The organism is Streptomyces sp. NPDC050388 (assembly GCF_040655635.1).
Taxonomy (GTDB): domain Bacteria; phylum Actinomycetota; class Actinomycetes; order Streptomycetales; family Streptomycetaceae; genus Streptomyces.
In genome coordinates this window covers 1-16,684 of sequence record NZ_JBFAKH010000027.1, presented here as the reverse complement: position 1 = coordinate 16,684, position 16,684 = coordinate 1, and the positions used below count along the sequence as shown (strand labels likewise).

General features: G+C 72.4%; 13 protein-coding genes and 1 pseudogene. 6 read left to right on the top strand and 8 right to left on the bottom strand.

Annotated elements, in window-relative coordinates; all coding sequences use genetic code 11:
* Positions 1–91 precede the first annotated feature (91 nt).
* Positions 92–1,282 carry a globin domain-containing protein gene (locus AB0I73_RS17585; protein ID WP_363038268.1) on the top strand — a complete coding sequence of 397 codons (1,191 nt, stop codon included), beginning with the start codon at positions 92–94 and terminating at the stop codon, positions 1,280–1,282.
* Here the strand turns inward: AB0I73_RS17585 and AB0I73_RS17580 are convergent.
* On the bottom strand, positions 1,279–1,722 hold the full coding sequence (locus tag AB0I73_RS17580) for an Rrf2 family transcriptional regulator (protein ID WP_109381809.1): 444 nt from the start codon (positions 1,720–1,722) through the stop codon (positions 1,279–1,281). The genes AB0I73_RS17585 and AB0I73_RS17580 overlap by 4 nt on opposite strands.
* Before the next feature lie 140 nt (positions 1,723–1,862).
* Between AB0I73_RS17580 and AB0I73_RS17575 the strand changes: the two genes are divergently transcribed.
* On the top strand, positions 1,863–3,617 hold the full coding sequence (locus tag AB0I73_RS17575; protein ID WP_363038265.1) for an NAD+ synthase: 1,755 nt from the start codon (positions 1,863–1,865) through the stop codon (positions 3,615–3,617).
* Here AB0I73_RS17575 and AB0I73_RS17570 read toward each other — a convergent pair.
* The 4 genes from AB0I73_RS17570 to AB0I73_RS17555 all read right to left on the bottom strand — a co-directional run bounded on the left by AB0I73_RS17570 (position 3,595) and on the right by AB0I73_RS17555 (position 8,645).
* Positions 3,595–4,869: an MFS transporter gene (locus tag AB0I73_RS17570; protein ID WP_363038263.1), complete on the bottom strand. Its 1,275-nt coding sequence runs from the start codon at positions 4,867–4,869 to the stop codon at positions 3,595–3,597. The two genes, AB0I73_RS17575 and AB0I73_RS17570, sit on opposite strands and share 23 nt — an antisense overlap.
* A 140-nt stretch (positions 4,870–5,009) precedes the next feature.
* Positions 5,010–6,062 carry an endonuclease/exonuclease/phosphatase family protein gene (locus tag AB0I73_RS17565; RefSeq protein ID WP_363038261.1) on the bottom strand — a complete coding sequence of 351 codons (1,053 nt, stop codon included), beginning with the start codon at positions 6,060–6,062 and terminating at the stop codon, positions 5,010–5,012.
* Between the two features lie 261 nt (positions 6,063–6,323).
* Entirely contained in the window at positions 6,324–6,965 is a 642-nt protein-coding gene (locus tag AB0I73_RS17560) for a TetR/AcrR family transcriptional regulator (protein ID WP_363038260.1), read from the bottom strand.
* Positions 6,966–7,055: 90 nt separating this feature from the next.
* Positions 7,056–8,645, bottom strand: coding sequence for a DHA2 family efflux MFS transporter permease subunit (locus tag AB0I73_RS17555; protein ID WP_363038258.1), 1,590 nt, complete (start codon positions 8,643–8,645; stop codon positions 7,056–7,058).
* A gap of 241 nt (positions 8,646–8,886) precedes the next feature.
* Between AB0I73_RS17555 and panB the strand changes: the two genes are divergently transcribed.
* The 3 genes from panB to AB0I73_RS17540 all read left to right on the top strand — a co-directional run bounded on the left by panB (position 8,887) and on the right by AB0I73_RS17540 (position 11,924).
* Positions 8,887–9,762 carry a 3-methyl-2-oxobutanoate hydroxymethyltransferase gene (gene panB / locus AB0I73_RS17550; RefSeq protein ID WP_363038256.1) on the top strand — a complete coding sequence of 292 codons (876 nt, stop codon included), beginning with the start codon at positions 8,887–8,889 and terminating at the stop codon, positions 9,760–9,762.
* 246 nt (positions 9,763–10,008) lie between these two features.
* Positions 10,009–11,043 (top strand): ATP-binding cassette domain-containing protein, encoded by a 1,035-nt coding sequence (locus tag AB0I73_RS17545; protein ID WP_363038254.1) that lies wholly within the window; start codon positions 10,009–10,011, stop codon positions 11,041–11,043.
* Complete coding sequence (locus AB0I73_RS17540) at positions 11,040–11,924, top strand: ABC transporter permease (RefSeq protein WP_363038252.1); 885 nt, start codon at positions 11,040–11,042, stop codon at positions 11,922–11,924. The genes AB0I73_RS17545 and AB0I73_RS17540 overlap by 4 nt, the downstream gene beginning before the upstream one ends.
* Before the next feature lie 55 nt (positions 11,925–11,979).
* Here AB0I73_RS17540 and AB0I73_RS17535 read toward each other — a convergent pair whose 3' ends face one another.
* Positions 11,980–15,261 carry a BTAD domain-containing putative transcriptional regulator gene (locus AB0I73_RS17535; protein ID WP_363038251.1) on the bottom strand — a complete coding sequence of 1,094 codons (3,282 nt, stop codon included), beginning with the start codon at positions 15,259–15,261 and terminating at the stop codon, positions 11,980–11,982.
* Positions 15,262–15,475: 214 nt separating this feature from the next.
* Between AB0I73_RS17535 and AB0I73_RS17530 the strand changes: the two genes are divergently transcribed.
* On the top strand, positions 15,476–16,276 hold the full coding sequence (locus AB0I73_RS17530) for a site-2 protease family protein (protein WP_363038249.1): 801 nt from the start codon (positions 15,476–15,478) through the stop codon (positions 16,274–16,276).
* A gap of 38 nt (positions 16,277–16,314) precedes the next feature.
* Here AB0I73_RS17530 and AB0I73_RS17525 read toward each other — a convergent pair whose 3' ends face one another.
* Together AB0I73_RS17525 and AB0I73_RS17520 are read right to left on the bottom strand one after the other, a co-directional pair.
* Positions 16,315–16,533 (bottom strand): hypothetical protein, encoded by a 219-nt coding sequence (locus tag AB0I73_RS17525; RefSeq protein ID WP_363038246.1) that lies wholly within the window; start codon positions 16,531–16,533, stop codon positions 16,315–16,317.
* A 56-nt stretch (positions 16,534–16,589) separates the two neighbouring features.
* A pseudogene (locus AB0I73_RS17520) lies at positions 16,590–16,684 on the bottom strand (NADPH-dependent F420 reductase); the annotation flags it as partial.

Here is a 16,684-nt window from a genome sequence, read left to right as displayed (position 1 = left end):
CCCTCGGTCGGCTCAACCCCACCCCCCTTAATTGGTATTTCTGATGCAAGTTTTAATGAGTGATGCAGGCAGTCGAGAACGAGGAGACCTGATGCTGTCCGAGCAGTCCGCCGTCACCGTCCGAGCCACGCTCCCCGCCGTCGGGGCGGCCCTCGGCGAGATCACCGAGCGCTTCTACGCCGGGATGTTCGCCGCCCGCCCCGAGCTGCTGCGCGACCTGTTCAACCGCGGCAACCAGGCCGCGGGCACCCAGCGCGAAGCCCTCGCCGGTTCCATCGCGGCCTTCGCCACGCATCTGCTGGAGCACCCCGACGACCGGCCCGACGCGATGCTCCGGCGCATCGCGCACAAGCACGCCTCGCTCGGCATCACCCCGGACCAGTACGCCATCGTCCACGAGCACCTGTTCGCCGCCATCGTGGAGGTCCTGGGCGAGGCCGTCACCCCCGAGGTCGCGGCCGCCTGGGAGGAGGTCTACTGGCTGATGGCGAACGCCCTCGTCGCCCTCGAGAAGCGGCTCTACGAGGAGCAGGGCGGGCCGAGCTGGCGGGAGTGGGAGGTCGTCGAGCGGGTCACCGAGACCGCCGACGTCGTCTCCTTCCGGCTGCGCCCGGTCGACGGGGGCCCGGTGCGGGACTTCCGTCCGGGCCAGTACGTCTCCGTCCGCGTCGCCCTCGACGACGGCGCCCGGCAGATCCGCCAGTACAGCCTCTCGGGGGCGCCCGGCCCGGACGAGCGGCAGTTCAGCGTCAAGCGCGTGCACGACGAGGACGGAACGCCCGAGGGCGAGGTCTCCGGCCACCTCCACGCACGGGTGCGGGTCGGTGACGTCCTGGAGCTGTCCGAGGCGTACGGGGATCTCGTCCTCGACGCCGAGCCCGGCACACCCCTCCTGCTGGCCTCGGCGGGGATCGGGGTCACCCCGATGACCGCGATGCTGGCCCACCTCGCCGACGGCGGGCACCAGGCTTCGGTCACCGTCGTGCACGGCGACCGCTCCCCCGCCGACCACGCCCTGCGCGCCGACCACGAGGGGTACGCGGCCAAGCTGGCGGACTCCACCGTGCACCTCTGGTACGAGCGGGACGCCCCGGCCGGCACCTCCACCGGCTACGTCGACCTCGCGGACGTGCCGGTGGCGCCGGGCACGCGCGCGTACCTGTGCGGTCCGCTGCCGTTCATGCGGACGGTGCGGGAGCAGCTGATCGGCAAGGGCGTCGCCCCGGCCGACATCCACTACGAGGTGTTCGGACCGGACCTGTGGCTGGCCAAGCAGGGCTAAGGCGCCCGGGAGATCTCCAGCAGGAGCGGGCCCGTGGGATCCGTGGCGAGGTCCGCCACCGTGAGCGGGTCCAGCGAGGCGAAGAACGCCTCCTGGGCCCGCCGCAGCGCGCCCCGCAGGCGGCAGGCGGAACGGAGCGGGCACGGCGCGAGGGCCGAGGTGCCCTCGCAGTCGACGACGTCGTCCTCCCCCTCGAAGGCGCGGACCACGGCGCCCACCGAGGCGGTGCGGCCCCGCTCCGTGAGGGCGAGGCCGCCGCCCCGGCCGCGGCGGGCCGTGAGCAGTTCCATGTGCTGGAGTTCGGCGACGACCTTGGCGGCGTGGGTGTACGGCACGTCGACGGCCGCCGCGACGTCACGCGTCGTCGGGTTGGAGTCGCCTGCCACGACGAGGCGCATCAGGACCCGCAGGGCGAGGTCGGTGGAGCGCAGCAGCCTCATGCCGGGCAGGGTAGGCAATGCGCATCCGGCGTTCAAATTATCCGTCGGAAGCTCTTGTGGAGTTTTCGGGCAGGGTCCACCAGCCACCCCCGCACGGCCTCCCACCCCATCGCGTCGGTTTGACGATTACACTGGCCCGCGTGCCTCAACTACGTCTCGCCCTGAATCAGATCGACTCGCGCGTCGGCGACCTCGCCGGCAACGCCGAAGCGATCGTCCGCTGGACCCGGCACTCCGCCGAACAGGGGGCCCACCTCGTGGCGTTCCCGGAGATGGCGCTGACCGGGTACCCCGTCGAGGACCTCGCCCTGAGGTCGTCCTTCGTGGCGGCCTCCCGTGCGGCCCTGCGCTCCCTCGCCGCGCGGCTCGCCGACGAGGGGTTCGGGGAACTGCCCGTCCTCGTCGGCTACCTCGACCGCAGCGCCACCGCCCAGCCGAAGTACGGCCAGCCCGCCGGTGCGCCGCGCAACGCGGCGGCCGTGCTGTACGGCGGTGACGTCGTGCTGGGCTTCGCCAAGCACCACCTGCCCAACTACGGCGTCTTCGACGAGTTCCGGTACTTCGTGCCCGGCGAGACCCTGCCCGTGCTGCGGCTGCACGGCGTGGACATCGCCTTCGCCATCTGTGAGGACCTGTGGCAGGACGGCGGACGGGTGCCGGCCGCCCGGTCGGCGCGGGCCGGGCTGCTCCTGTCGGTCAACGCCTCGCCCTACGAGCGGAACAAGGACGACACCCGGCTCGAGCTCGTGCGCAAGCGGGCCCAGGAGGCGGGGTGTACGACGGCCTACCTCGCGATGACCGGCGGGCAGGACGACCTCGTCTTCGACGGGGACTCGATCGTCGTCGACCGGGACGGCGAGGTCGTGGCGCGCGCGCCGCAGTTCACCGAGGAGTGCGTGGTGCTGGACCTCGAGCTGCCGGCGGCCGCCGCCGACGCGCCCGCCGCCGGCGAGGTCGTCGACGACGGACTGCGGATCGACCGCGTCGTCCTGTCCGGGGCACCGCTGCCCGCCTACCCGGCGGAGCGGAGGGGGACGCACGCGAAGCCGCTCGACGACGACGAAGAGGTGTACTCCGCGCTGGTCACGGGGCTTCGGGCGTACGTCCGGAAGAACGGGTTCGAGTCCGTACTGATCGGGCTGTCCGGGGGCATCGACTCGGCGCTCGTCGCCGCGATCGCCTGCGACGCGGTGGGTCCGGAGCACGTGTACGGCGTCTCGATGCCGTCCACGTACTCCTCCGATCACTCCAGGGACGACGCGGCGGAGCTGGCGCGGCGGACCGGGCTGAACTACCGGACGGTCTCCATCGAGCCGATGTTCGACGCGTACATGGGGGCGCTGGGGCTGTCCGGGCTGGCGGAGGAGAACCTGCAGTCCAGGTTGCGCGGGACGACGCTCATGGCGATCTCCAACCAGGAGGGCCACATCGTGCTGGCGCCGGGCAACAAGTCGGAGCTGGCCGTCGGTTACTCGACGCTGTACGGGGACTCGGTGGGGGCGTACGGGCCCATCAAGGACGTGTACAAGACGTCGGTGTTCCGGCTCGCCGAGTGGCGGAACCGCTCGGCGCGGGAGCGGGGGCAGACGCCGCCGATCCCGGAGAACTCGATCACGAAGCCCCCGAGCGCCGAGCTGCGGCCGGGACAGGTCGACACGGACTCGCTGCCGGACTACCCGGTGCTCGACGCGATCCTCGAGCTGTACGTCGACCGGGACCGCGGGGCGGACGAGATCGTCGCGGGCGGGTTCGACGCGGAGCTGGTGAAGAAGACGCTGCGGATGGTCGACCGGGCCGAGTACAAGCGGCGGCAGTACCCGCCGGGGACGAAGATCTCCCCGAAGGGGTTCGGCAAGGACCGCCGGCTGCCGATCACGAGCGGCTGGCGGGAGTAGCGGCCGGGGCCTGCGCCTGCTGGGGAACCGGGGACCGCGCCTGCCGGGGCACGTGGCCGGTGACGACGCGGTCCCGGTTCGGGGACGGGACCGCGGTGGGCGACGTCCTGCGGTCCACCGTGTGGGCCACCGCGGCCACGCCGATGCCGAGGAGTGCCAGCAGGGCGCCCGCGAGGGCCGGGGACGTCGTCCCGAAGCCTGCCGCGAGGGTCAGGCCGCCGACCCAGGCGCCTCCGGCGTTGCCCAGGTTGAAGGCCGCCTGGTTGGCGGACGAGGCCAGGGAGGGAGCCGCCGCCGCCTTCTCCATGACCATCAGCTGGAGCGGGGAGCCGGTGGCGAAGGCGGCCGTGCCCAGGAGGGTCACGGCCACGGCCGCGCCCGCCTCGGTGCGCATCAGGAGGGGGAAGAGCGCCAGGACCGCCGTCAGCGCGGCCAGGCCGCCGAAGAGGGTGGCGCGCAGGGAGTGGTCGGCCAGCCGGCCGCCCAGCAGGTTGCCGGCCGTCGCTCCGACGCCGAACAGGGCGAGCAGCAGCGTCACGCTCGCTTCGGCGTAACCGGCGGAGTCCGTCAGCATCGGCGTGATGTAGCTGTACGCCGCGAAGAGCCCGCCGAAGCCCGCCACCGTGGTGCCGAGCGCCAGCCAGACGGGCAGGGAGCGCAGGGTGGCCAGTTCGCCGCGCAGACCGGCCGTGGGGGCGGCCGGGGTGTGGTCCGCCGGGATCAGCAGGGCCAGGGCGGCTATGGCGGCCAGGCCGATCGCGCTGACGCCGAGGAAGGTCACCCGCCAGCCGAGGTGCTGGCCCATGAAGGTGGCCGCGGGGACACCCACCACGTTGGCCGTCGTCAGGCCCAGGAACATCAGGGAGACCGAGCGGGCCTTGCGGTCGGGGGTCACCATGTCGGCGGCGACCACCGCTCCCACGCCGAAGAAGGCACCGTGCGGGAGGCCGCTGAGGAAGCGCGCGGCCAGCAGCCAGGTGTGGTCGGGAGCGAACGCCGAGAGCGCGTTGCCCGCGACGAAGAGGACCATCAGGGCGATCAGCACCGTGCGCCGGGAGATCCTCGCCGTCGCGGCGGCGAGCAGCGGGGCGCCGACGACCACACCGAGGGCGTAGGCGGAGACCAGGTGGCCGGCGCTCGGGATGGAGATGTCCAGGTCGTCCGCGACGTCCGGGAGCAACCCCATGATCACGAACTCGGTGGTACCGATGCCGAAGGCGCCCACGGCGAGGGCGAGCAGGGCCAGGGGCATGAGGGGACCTTTCGAGGCTGGTTCCGCGCTGTTCCGCACGCTCATATGTTCATGTGCGGAACAAAGCCTCTCAGGTTCGGTGTTCCGGTGATCGACGCGCAGGTTGCCGACAGCCGTACGGACGGAGTTGACCTGGGGTTTCAGTCGTCCGGTGTGGCGAGCTTCACGCGGGCCGCGATCGGCAGGTGGTCGCTCGCCGTCCTCGGGAGCGACCACGAGCTCTCCGGCTCCGCGCCCTTGACCATGATCTGGTCGATCCGCGCCATCGGGAACGCCGCCGGCCAGCTGAAGCCGAACCCGCTGCCCGCCGCCCCCTGGGTGGAACGCATCTGGGAGGTGACGGCGTTCAGGGCGCGGTCGTTCATCGTGCCGTTCAGGTCGCCGAGCAGGACGACGTTCTCCAGCGGCTCCCGGGCGATGGCGGAGCCCAGGGCGTCGGCGCTCTTGTCACGCTGACGTGCGGTGAAGCCGGCCTCCAACTTCACGCGCACCGAGGGGAGATGGGCGACGTACACCGCGACCTGCGCCTCGGGCGCCGTCACCGTGGCCCGCATCGCGCGCTCCCAGCCCAGACGGATGTCGACGGCCGCCACGTCGCTCAGCGGGTACTTGCTCCACAGCCCGACCGTGCCGACCACCGCGTGGTACTTGTACGTCGGCGCCAGCGCCCTCTCGTACGTCGGAACCGCGGACGCCTTCAACTCCTCGAGGGCCAGGACGTCCGCCCCCGAGGCGGCGACATCGCGGGCGGTGCCGGACGGGTCCGGGTTCTCGGCGTTGACGTTGTGCGTGGCCACCGTGAGGTCGCCGCCGGGGCCGGTCCGGTCGATGAGCAGACCGCCGAAGAGGTTCAGCCAGACGACCGCGGGCAGCACCACCGCGACCAGGGCGGTGGCGGATCTGCGGACCAGGGCCAGCAGGAGGATGACCGGGACGGCCAGCCCCAGCCAGGGCAGGAACGTCTCGATCAGACTGCCCAGGTTGCCGACCACGTTGGGGATGTGGGCGCGGGCCAGCATGACCAGCGCGAGCAGGACCGCGAACACGGCCAGCACCACGCCCCGGCGCCAGATGCGGCGGTCCCCGCGCCAGCCCCGGGTCATGCGGTCCCACAGGCGCCGAAGCCCGGAGGTCCGACGCTCGGGCCCCGAGCCGCCGTTGTCCCTCTCCGTCACGTACGCCTGCTGCGCCATACCGTCGCCTCACACCTTGCCGTGCACACCGTCGCCCCCGCGTGCAAGACCCTAGGGGATGATCGGCGCCTTTCCCGCCGCCCGTCGACGGCCCTACGGAGGCGAGGACGAGCGGGACCGCTCCGGGAGTTCCGGGCGGGATCATGGAAAGCGCCCTCTGTGACGGAACGCGCACATCGAGACGGCCGCGCGGGGTGTGCCGGCCGTGACAGCCGTGGTGACGGGCCGGGACAGCTCGGAGCGGCGGGCCGGGGTGGGCGGTCAAGCCTTGTTGAGGGGGCGCAGGCCCTGGAGCAGCGTGTCGACGACCTGTTCGGCGAGGCCGTCCGGCAGTCCGGCGTCGGGGCGCAGGAGGGTGCGGACGAGCAGGGGGCCGATGACGATGTCGTTCAGCAGTTCGAGGTCGACGTCGGCGCGGAGTTCACCGTTCTCCCGGCCGCGGCGCAGCACCTCCAGGCCGAGCCGGCGGCGCGGCAGGATGACGGTGTTGTGGTAGGCGGCCCAGATCTTCGGGCTGCTCTTCATCTGGGTGTGCACGTTGTGCAGGATCACCGAGGCCCTGCTGGCGAGGCCGCGCCGGCGCAGGGACTCCAGCAGGACGACGAGGTCGTCGCGCATGGAGGTGCCGGGAAGTTCGGGGTCGACCGGTTCGGCTGCCCGCAGGACGTCGACGAAGAGTTCCTCCTTGCCGCTCCAGCGGCGGTAGATGGTGGCCTTGCCGACGCCGGCGGTGCGGGCGATCCGTTCGATGGACAGCTCCGCGAGGGGCACCCCGTCCTCCAGGAGCTTCATCGCGCCCTCGATGATGGCGCGTTCCACCGCCTCGCTGCGGGGGCGGCCCCGCGCGGGCCCGTCCGGCCGGGGATCGGCGTCTGCACCGGTGTCGGTGTCGGTGAGGCTCACGTCGCTGCGTCCTTTCCGTGGGGCCGGGGGCGATCGACCGGGACGATTCTCCCCGCTGTCCGGCGGGCCGACCCACCGCCCCTTCGGCCGTCAGTCCCTCGTCGACACCAACTCCTCCTCCTTCTCGTCCCCTTCGGGCACCGGCGTCCGGCCCGGCAGGAACAGCCCGACGACGATCGCGCCGATCACCGCGACACCCGCTCCCCCCAGCGCCGTGACGTGCATGGCGTGCAGGAACGCGTCGTTCGCCGGTCCGATCAGGGCGTCACCGCGCGGGCCGAGCCTGGCCGCGACGCCCAGGGTGCCCTCGATGGACTCGCCGGCGGACTCCCGCAGGCCCGGCGGCAGCAGGACCAGCTTGTCCTCGATGTGCGAGCGGTACGCGGTGGACAGCACCGAACCGAGGACGGCGATGCCCAGGGCGCCGCCGAGCTGGCGGAAGGTGTTGCTGAGCGCGGAGGCCGAACCCGCCTTCTCCCGCGGCAGCGTCTGCATGATCACGACGCTGACCGGCGTCATGATGTTCGCCATGGCGGCCCCCATCAGGAAGAAGATCACCTCGAGGACCCAGATCGGCGTGTCCCCGTCCAGCAGGCAGAACCCGGCCAGCATCGCCGCGAGGAGCAGCATGCCGCCGGTGGTGGTCGCCCTGTTGCCGAAGCGGTTCACCAGCAGCCGGGCCCGCGGCGCGAAGATCATCTGTGCGGCGGCCAGCGGCAGCATCAGCAGACCGGTCTCCAGCGGCGTGTACCCGCGCACGCTCTGCGTGTAGAACACCGCGAAGAACATCACACCCAACAGCGCGAAGAAGACCAGCGCGATCGCGACGATCGAGGCCGAGAAGACCTTGTTCCTGAAGTACGCCATGTCGATGGACGGGTGCGTGCTGCGCTTCTCGAACACCACGAACGCGGCGAGCACGGCGAGGCCGGCGCCGATGGTCGCCAGCACGGTGGTGTCGGTGAAGTCGGCGAGCTGGCCGCCCTTGATGATGCCGTAGACCAGCAGGACCAGACCGACCACGGACAGGGAGACGCCGACGGGATCGATCCGGCCGGGGTCCGGGTCGCGGGAGTCCGGCACCAGCCACAGCATCAGGGCGAGGGCGGTCAGCACGATCGGCACGTTGACCAGGAAGACCGAGCCCCACCAGAAGTGCTCCAGGAGCAGTCCGCCGGTGACCGGGCCGATCGCGATGGCGAGGCCCACCCCGCCCGCCCAGATGCCGATGGCCTTCGGCTGCTCCTCGCGTTCGAAGACGTTCATCAGCACGGCCAGCGTCGCCGGCATCACGAACGCGGCGCCCAGTCCCATCACCGCGCGGAAGCCGATCAGCTCCGCCGGGGTGCCGGAGAACGCGGCGAGTGCCGAGCCGAGGCCGAACACCGCGAGGCCCCCGAGCAGCACTTTCTTGCGGCCGAGCCGGTCGCCGAGCAGGCCCGCCGTGAACAGCAGGCCCGCGAAGACGAGCGTGTAGGCGTTGATCGCCCACTCCAGCTCGCTCTGCGTGGCGCCCAGGCCGGTGGGAGCGGGCGTGGAGATCGTCTTGATGGCGACGTTCAGGATCGAGTTGTCCAGGACGACGATCAGCAGGCTCAGGATGAGCACGCCGAGGATCACCCAGCGGCGCCGGTGCACGTGTTCCGGTGTCCGGCGGGCCGGGGCGGTGGGAGAAGTCATGCGGCCACCGTAGGACCATTTCGATACGAGACCGTCTCGTATCGAAACCCTTTGCCGAGACCTTGCCGGGGCATTGCGCCGCCTTTCGCGGGGCTTTGCACGTTCGACCGGGAGTCCGGGACGGCGGCCGGGCGGAACCCGCAGACCTCCCCTAGGCACCGGCCCGCTCGGAATGCCACCATGGAGGGGATCCGGGGACGCCGTCAGGGCGCCTCGAGATGACCTGTTAGGAGCCGTTGCAATGACGCAGCTTTCGGCTGCCCCGACTGGCAAGGCAGTCCCCTCCGACGGCAGCAAGGCGCTGTACGGAGGCAAGGGCACCCGCCGTATCACCGTCCGCGACATCGCCCTCGCCAAGGAACGCGGCGAGAAGTGGCCCATGCTCACCGCCTACGACGCGGCGACCGCGTCCGTCTTCGACGAGGCCGGCATCCCGGTCATGCTCGTCGGCGACTCGGCGGGCAACTGCCACCTCGGGTACGAGACCACCGTGCCCGTCACCCTCGACGAGATGACCATGCTGTCCGCCGCCGTGGTCCGCGGCACCCAGCGCGCCCTGATCGTCGCCGACCTGCCCTTCGGCTCGTACCAGGAGGGCCCGGTGCAGGCGCTGCGCTCGGCGACCCGGCTGGTGAAGGAGGCCGGTGTCGGAGCCGTCAAGCTGGAGGGCGGTGAGCGCTCGCACCGGCAGATCGAGCTGCTGGTCGAGTCCGGCATCCCCGTGATGGCGCACATCGGCCTGACCCCGCAGTCCGTGAACGCCATGGGCTACCGCGTCCAGGGGCGCGGCGAGGAGGCCGCGCAGCAGCTGCTGCGGGACGCCAAGTCCGTGCAGGACGCGGGCGCCTTCGCCGTCGTACTGGAACTGGTGCCGGCGGAGCTGGCCGCCGAGGTGACCCGGACCCTGCACATCCCCACCGTCGGGATCGGCGCGGGAGCCGGGACCGACGCGCAGGTGCTGGTGTGGACCGACATGCTCGGGCTGACCGGCGGCCGGGTGCCGAAGTTCGTCAAGCAGTACGTGAACCTGCGGGAGGTCATGGGCGGCGCGGCGAAGGCCTTCGCCGAGGACGTCGTCGGCGGAACGTTCCCGCAGGAGGAGCACTCCGTCCACTGAGCGCTGAGCGCTGCCGCTGAGCCAACGCCGCACCACGACGGCCCGCCGACTTCCCCCATCGGCGGGCCGTCGCCCTACCGGGGGCTGATGTCCTTCTGGGGGCTGCGCCCCCAGACCCCCCTTCGGCCTGGACGGCCTCGTCCTCAAACGCCGGACGGGCTGTTGGTGTCGGCCTCGCCGACAAAGTTCCCGTCCCTGTCGGAAGTCTGTCGGGGGTTTGTCAGTGGGGGGTGACAGTCTCGGGGCATGACGCGAAACGACAACGACTCCGGGGGCGCGGGCAGTGCCGTCACCGTGCGGGGGCTGGTCAAGCACTACGGCGAGACCAAGGCGCTGGACGGTGTCGACCTGGATGTCCGCGAGGGCACCGTGATGGGGGTGCTCGGACCGAACGGGGCGGGCAAGACGACCCTCGTGCGGATCCTGTCCACCCTGCTCGCCCCGACCGCCGGCCGAGCCACCGTCTCCGGTTACGACGTGGTCCGCCAGCCCCGGCAGCTGCGCCGGGTGATCGGGCTGACCGGGCAGTACGCCTCCGTGGACGAGAAGCTCTCCGGCTGGGAGAACCTCTACATGATCGGTCGGCTGCTCGACCTGCCCCGCAAGGAGGCCCGCGCCCGCGCCGACGGGATGCTGGAGCGGTTCTCGCTCGCCGAGGCGGCCCGGCGCCCGGCGGCCACCTACTCCGGCGGCATGCGGCGCCGGCTGGACCTGGCCGCCTCGATGATCGGTCGGCCGACCGTGCTGTTCCTGGACGAACCGACCACCGGACTGGACCCGCGCACCCGCAACGAGGTGTGGGTCGAGGTCAAGCGGCTGGTCGGGGACGGGGTGACGGTGCTGCTGACCACCCAGTACATGGAGGAGGCCGAGCAGCTCGCCTCAGAACTGACCGTCGTGGACCGCGGCAAGGTCATCGCGAGCGGCGGCATCGAGGAGCTGAAGGCCAGGGTCGGCGGCCGTACCCTGCGCATCCGTCCGGCCGATCCGCTCCAGTTGCGCCCGCTCGCCGACGCTCTCGACGGCCTGGGCGTCACCGGGCTCGCGAGCGCGGCCGTGGACACCGAGCGGGGTGCCGTCCTGGTCCCGGTCCTCAGCGACGAGCAGCTGACCGCGGTGGTCGGCGCCGTCACCGCGCGCGGCCTCACCCTCGCCTCCATCACCACCGAACTGCCCAGCCTGGACGAGGTGTTCCTGTCCCTCACCGGCCACCGCGCCGGTGCCCCGCAGGACACCGTGCCCGCCGAGACCGCCGATACCCACGAGGAGGCCGCCGCATGAGCTCCGCGACGACCGTGACCACTTCCGGCGAGGCGCCCGGAACGACCGGCGGGCCCGGATCGGCCGACGGGTCCGAAGCGGCTCCCGTGATCAGCGCGGACGGCCGTATCCCGCTCCGTTCCCATCTGCGCCACACCGGCGCGCTGGTCCGCCGCAACCTGCTGTGGATCCGGCAGGACCCGGAGTCCATGTTCGACGCCGTGCTGTTCCCGATCGTCTTCACGCTGCTGTTCGTGTACGTCTTCGGCGGCTCGATCGGGCAGGCGCTGGGCGGCGGGCAGGAGGCGTACGTCCAGTACATCGTGCCCGGCCTGATGGCCATGATGGGCATGAACATGGCCATGGGGGTGGGTACCGGCTTCAACCAGGACTTCAACACGGGTGTCATGGACCGTTTCCGGTCGCTGCCCATCGGCCGCGGCTCGGTGCTCTTCGCCAAGATCACGGTCGAGATACTGCGGATGCTGATCGCCACCACGATCCTCCTGGTCGTCGGTGTCCTGGTCGGCTTCGACATCACCCGCTGGCCCGGACTGTTCGCCGCCGTGGGACTGTCCGTGGTGTTCGGCTCCGCCCTCATGTGGATCTTCATCACGCTGGGCGTGACGATGAAGAACGCGCAGTCGGTGCAGGCGATGGGCTTCCTGGTGCTGATGCCGCTGCAGTTCGGTTCGTCGATCTTCGCGCCGACCGGGTCGATGCCGGGCTGGCTGCAGAGCTTCACCGAGTACAACCCGCTGTCCTCACTGGCGGACGCCGCGCGCGGGCTGATGGTGGGCGGCCCGGTCGCGCACGACCTGTGGATGACGCTTGCCTGGTCGGTGGGGATCACCGCGGTGATGGCACCCATCGCGATCCACAAGTTCCGCACCAAGAGCTGACACCCGGCACCGCCCGGCCCGGCGGGGTGCCCGCCGGGCCGGGCGGCGGGTCGGCTCAGACCAGGGCGGCGGCCTTCTCCGGGGAGAGGGCGGTGCCCTCGGTGTACGCGGCCTCGTAGGCCGGGTCGCCGAGGGCCGCCCGGGTCCGCCGCTCGGCCAGGACGCGCACCTCGCGCTCCATGCGGGCGGCGACATGGCCGGGGGGCAGCAGGGCGTCGGCGGCACCGAGGCAGCGGGCCGCGTCCCGGGCGCGCCGCCCGCCGTCCACCACGGCCAGTACCGTGGCGCCCATGGTCAGATACACCGCGCGCATGTGGGAGGCGATGGCCACGGTCAGCGGATCGCCGGACCGCGCGAGCGCCGCGCGGACGGTGACCAGCGCCTGTTCGTCGTGCCCGTCGACGATGTCCAGCCAGCCCTCGGCCCCGAGGATGAGCGCGTCGAAGACGACGTAGTGCGCGATACGGAACTCCTCGCGCAGCGCTCGCAGTTGGGCCCGCGCCTCGGCGGTCCGGCCGGTCATGCCGAGCCAGCCGGTCAGGAAGAGCCGGGCGGCGGGCATCGCCTCGTTGTGCCCGTCGCCCGGCAGGTCGATGACCTCGCGCAACAGTCGTTCGCCGCGTTCCTCTTCCTCTTCGTCACCTGCCTCCAGCAACGCGCTGCCCAGCCGGGTGGTGAGCACCGCCACCTGGGTGCGGGCCCCGAGGCGTTCGGCGTACTCGATCGCCGCCTCGTAGTCCGCGGCGGCGAGCCGGTACTCCCCGCCGCGTTCGCGTGCCTCTCCGCGCGCGGAGAGCGCCTCGGCGGTGCCCCAGGCGTCCCCGAGACGCCGGTAGATCTCCAGGGCCTCGTCGGCGTCGCGCCGCGCGTCACCCGCCTGGTCGCTGCGGTTGGCGAGGAGGTTGGCCCGCGTCTGCAGGGTGGAGGCCAGCTCCCACTCGAAGCCGGGCGTTTGCCGGCAGGTGCGTACACCGGCGTCGGCGGCGGTGCGCAGCGTGCTCATGTCGCCGGTCAGTATCAGGGCGAACGCCCAGAACGTGCCGGGCGGGCGGCAGGTCTGCGGCAGGCCGGGCTCGTAGGCCGCGGCGATGAGGCGCAGTCTGTGCTGTGCCTGCGGGGTCTGCCAGTCGTCCAACTCCGTGTCCATGCAGGCCATGTGGGCCAGATGCACGCCGCGCCGGGCCTCGGCGAGCACCTCACCGGCCAGCGGCGGCGGGGCGTCGGTGCAGCGCTGCCACAACGCGGCTGCGGGGCGCACCGGTTCGGTGAACGGGTCCGGGCCGAGCGCCATGACCTCACGGCACCAGTTGCGGAGCTCGATCCGTTGGTCGCGCATCTGCCAGTACCAGACCAGCGACAGCGTCAGGCACAGCGCCTCGTGCTCGTCGCGCACGGCGACGGCGCGCCGCAGCGCGGTGCGCAGATTCTCGTACTCACGCTCCAGCCTCTGGATGGCCCCGAGTTGCTTCGGCCCACGCAGCAACGGGTCCGTGGTGCGGGCGAGTTCGCGGTAGTACGTCAGATGCGCACGCTCGGCCCCGGCCCGCTGCCCGGCCTCGTCGAGACGTTCGGCCGCGTACTCGGCGACCGTCTCCAGCAGCCGGTAGCGCATCCCGGCATCACCCGAAGGGGCCGCCACCACAAGGGACTTGTCCACGAGTGACCCGAGCGCGTCCAGGGCCACCGGCCCGCAAACGGCCTCGGCGGCGGCGAGGTCGCAGCCGCCGGCGAAGACGGACAGCCGCCGCAGCACGTCCCGTTCGTCCGCGTCGAGCAGGTCCCAGGACCAGTCGACGACGGCCCGCAGGGTCTGTTGGCGGTGCCGTGCGGTGCGGCTGCCGGAGGTGAGCAGTCGGAAGCGGTCGTCGAGGCGGTCGGCGATCTGGCGCGGGGTCAGCATCCGCAGCCGGGCGGCGGCGAGCTCGATGGCGAGGGGCAGCCCGTCGAGCCGGCGGCAGATCTCCGCGCACGCTTCCGGATCGTCGTCGACGCGGAAGCCGGGGTGGGCGGCGGCCCCGCGGTCGGCGAGCAGTCGCAGCGCGACCGGCTCCGGCAGCGGCTCCACCGGACGCAGCAACTCCCCCGGCACGCCCAGGGGTTCGCGGCTGGTGGCGAGCACGGTGAGGCCGGGGCAGCGTTCCAGCAGTGCCTGGGCCAGCCGGGCGGCGGCCTCCACGACGTGCTCGCAGTTGTCCAGGACGAGCAGCATGCGGCGCCTGCCGCAGTGTTCGGCGAGCCGGTCCAGGGGGTCGTCACCGCGGTCGGCTCCTGCCGCCCGCATGCTCTCGACGCCTGCGCCGTACAGCACGGTCTCGCGGGCACCGACGGCGGTGACCACCGCCTCGGGGACGTCGGCGGGGTCGTCGACCGGGGCGAGTTCGGCCAGCCACACCCCGTCCGGACTGTGCTGCCGGACGGCCTCGGCGGCCTCCTGCGACAGCCTGGTCTTGCCGGCCCCGCCCGGCCCGAACAGGGTGACCAGCCGGGCGGCGGCGAGATCGTGGCGGATCGCCTCGATGTCGGCCTCCCGGCCGACGAAGGAGGTCAACCGGGCCCGCAGGTTGCCGGGCGGCCGGGGGGACCCGGAGGGCGGCTGCGGCGCGGGCCTGTCCGGGCTCAGCAACTCGACGTGCAGGGCGCGCAGTTCACCGCCGGGATCGGAACCGAGGCGGTCCGCAAGCAACCGCCGCACGTCCTCGTAAGCGGCCAGCGCCTCGGCGCTGCGGCCCGCGTCGCGCAGGGCCCGCAGCCGCAGCGCCTGCAGGGGCTCGTCGAGCGGATGGCTGTCGCACAGGGCGGTCAACTCGGGCAGCGCCTGCTCGGCCCGGCCGAGGGCGAGGGCCGCGCCGTGCCGGGCGCGCAGGGCGTCCAGGCGCCGGGTGTCGAGCCTGGCCGCCTCGGCGGCGCGGTCGGGCAGGTCGGCGAGGGCGGGACCGTGCCACAGGGCGAGGGCGTCGTCGAGCACGGCGCCCGCCTTGGCCGGGTCCCCGTCGGACAGCGCGCGCAGGCCCTCTGTGGCCAGCCGCTCGAAACGGTGCAGGTCGATGTCGTCGGGCGCGGCCGTGAGCCGGTAGCCGCCGTCCTCGGAGGCCACCGCGTCCGCGCCGAGCGCCCGGCGCAGCCGCCCCACCAGTGCTTGCAGCGCCCCCGTCGCGTCGGCCGGCGGGTCTCCGTCCCACACCTCGTCGACGAGCAGCCGCACCGGCACCGTACGGCCCGCCCGCAGCGCGAGCACGGTCAGCAGCGCACGCAGCCGCGCCCCGCCGACCGGGACGGTGGTGCCGTCGGGGCGGAGTGCCTGTGTGGTGCCGAGAACGCGATAACGCACGAGGCCCATTGTCTCCGGTGGTGCGGGGGCGATCACAGGTCGGGGCGGCGACCCGGTCGGGGCCGGGGCGGTGGCGGGCCGGAGCCGACGGGGTCCGGGCGCCCTCGTCCCACCCTCTCCGGAACCGGTGGTCGGCGCGAGACGTTTTCCGGGTGCGCCCGGTACGGTCGGGCAGTCCGTCCCGCGTGCCGCCGTGCGCCCGCCGAGCAGTCCAGGGAGCCCCATGACCACCGCCGCCACCCGCCGCAGCGACCGGAGGGTCAGCCCCGTGTTCCTGGGCATCCTGGCCGTCACCGCGGTCACGGGATGGGCCACCTGGACCGGGTTCGCGGACCGGCCCGGCTTCGCCGCGTTCCTGTTCGTGACCGCCGCCTGGATCGTCTCGCTGTGCCTGCACGAGTACGCGCACGCGCGCACCGCGCTGCACAGCGGCGACATCTCGATCGGCGCGAAGGGCTACCTCACGCTGAACCCGCTGAAGTACACCCATGCCCTGCTGAGCATCGTGCTCCCCGTGGTGTTCGTGATCATGGGTGGCATCGGTCTGCCGGGCGGAGCGGTGTTCATCGAGCGGGGCCGGATCCGGGGCCGCTGGCGGCACAGCCTGATCGCGGCGGCGGGTCCCCTGACGAACGTCCTGTTCGCGGCGGTGTGCACGGCACCGTTCTGGCTGGACGCACTGGACGGCGTACCGGTCCACTTCCGGTTCGCGCTGGCGTTCCTCGCGCTGCTCCAGGTGACGGCCGCGATCCTGAACTTCCTGCCGGTACCGGGACTGGACGGCTACGGCGTGCTCGAGCCCTGGCTGTCGCACGGGTTTTGGCGGCAGGTGGAGCCGTTCGCGCCGTTCGGCCTGCTGTTCGTGTTCGCGCTGCTGTGGCTGCCCGCGGTGAACGGTGTGTTCTTCGACGTGGTCGACTCGGTCCTGTCGGCCCTGGGCATCCACGAGACCGAGACGTACTGCGGCCTGGAGCTGTTCCGCTTCTGGCAGGACACGAACGGGCTCTGCTCGGTCGGCGCGTGACGGAACCGGCCGTCAGCGGCTGATGCCGGAGCCGGCCGTCAGCACGTGGCGGAGTGGTCCGCCTGGGCGGCCTGTGCCGCCCGCAGTTCCTTCTGCGCCCGGGCGCGCCGCACGTAGTACCAGGTCATGTTGGACGACAGGCCCACGAGCAGGATCCAGACGACGCCCAGCAACCAGTTGCCCCGGGCGAAGGACACGACGGTCGCGGCGACGGCGAGGAGGCAGACGATGAGGGCGTAGAGAGCGAGGCGGGGCATGGCGGCTGGGCTCCTGTCGGGGGACACTGCTTCGTCGACCAGTGTCCCCCATCACCTCATACGTCCGTGACGCGGAGCCCGGCGTGTGCCTTGTAGCGGCGGTTGACGGAGATCAGGTTGGCGACCAGCGCCTCCACCTGGTGGGCGTTGC

Bases quoted from the DNA above. Each gene is read 5' to 3' on its own strand.
- AB0I73_RS17585 (WP_363038268.1), top strand. From the start codon at position 92: ATGCTGTCCGAGCAGTCCGCCGTCACCGTCCGAGCCACGCTCCCCGCC.
- AB0I73_RS17580 (WP_109381809.1), bottom strand. From the start codon at position 1,722: ATGAGGCTGCTGCGCTCCACCGACCTCGCCCTGCGGGTCCTGATGCGC.
- AB0I73_RS17570 (WP_363038263.1), bottom strand. From the start codon at position 4,869: ATGCCCCTGGCCCTGCTCGCCCTCGCCGTGGGCGCCTTCGGCATCGGT.
- AB0I73_RS17565 (WP_363038261.1), bottom strand. From the start codon at position 6,062: ATGGCGCAGCAGGCGTACGTGACGGAGAGGGACAACGGCGGCTCGGGG.
- AB0I73_RS17555 (WP_363038258.1), bottom strand. From the start codon at position 8,645: ATGACTTCTCCCACCGCCCCGGCCCGCCGGACACCGGAACACGTGCAC.
- panB (WP_363038256.1), top strand. From the start codon at position 8,887: ATGACGCAGCTTTCGGCTGCCCCGACTGGCAAGGCAGTCCCCTCCGAC.
- AB0I73_RS17545 (WP_363038254.1), top strand. From the start codon at position 10,009: ATGACGCGAAACGACAACGACTCCGGGGGCGCGGGCAGTGCCGTCACC.
- AB0I73_RS17540 (WP_363038252.1), top strand. From the start codon at position 11,040: ATGAGCTCCGCGACGACCGTGACCACTTCCGGCGAGGCGCCCGGAACG.
- AB0I73_RS17535 (WP_363038251.1), bottom strand. From the start codon at position 15,261: ATGGGCCTCGTGCGTTATCGCGTTCTCGGCACCACACAGGCACTCCGC.
- AB0I73_RS17530 (WP_363038249.1), top strand. From the start codon at position 15,476: ATGACCACCGCCGCCACCCGCCGCAGCGACCGGAGGGTCAGCCCCGTG.
- AB0I73_RS17525 (WP_363038246.1), bottom strand. From the start codon at position 16,533: ATGCCCCGCCTCGCTCTCTACGCCCTCATCGTCTGCCTCCTCGCCGTC.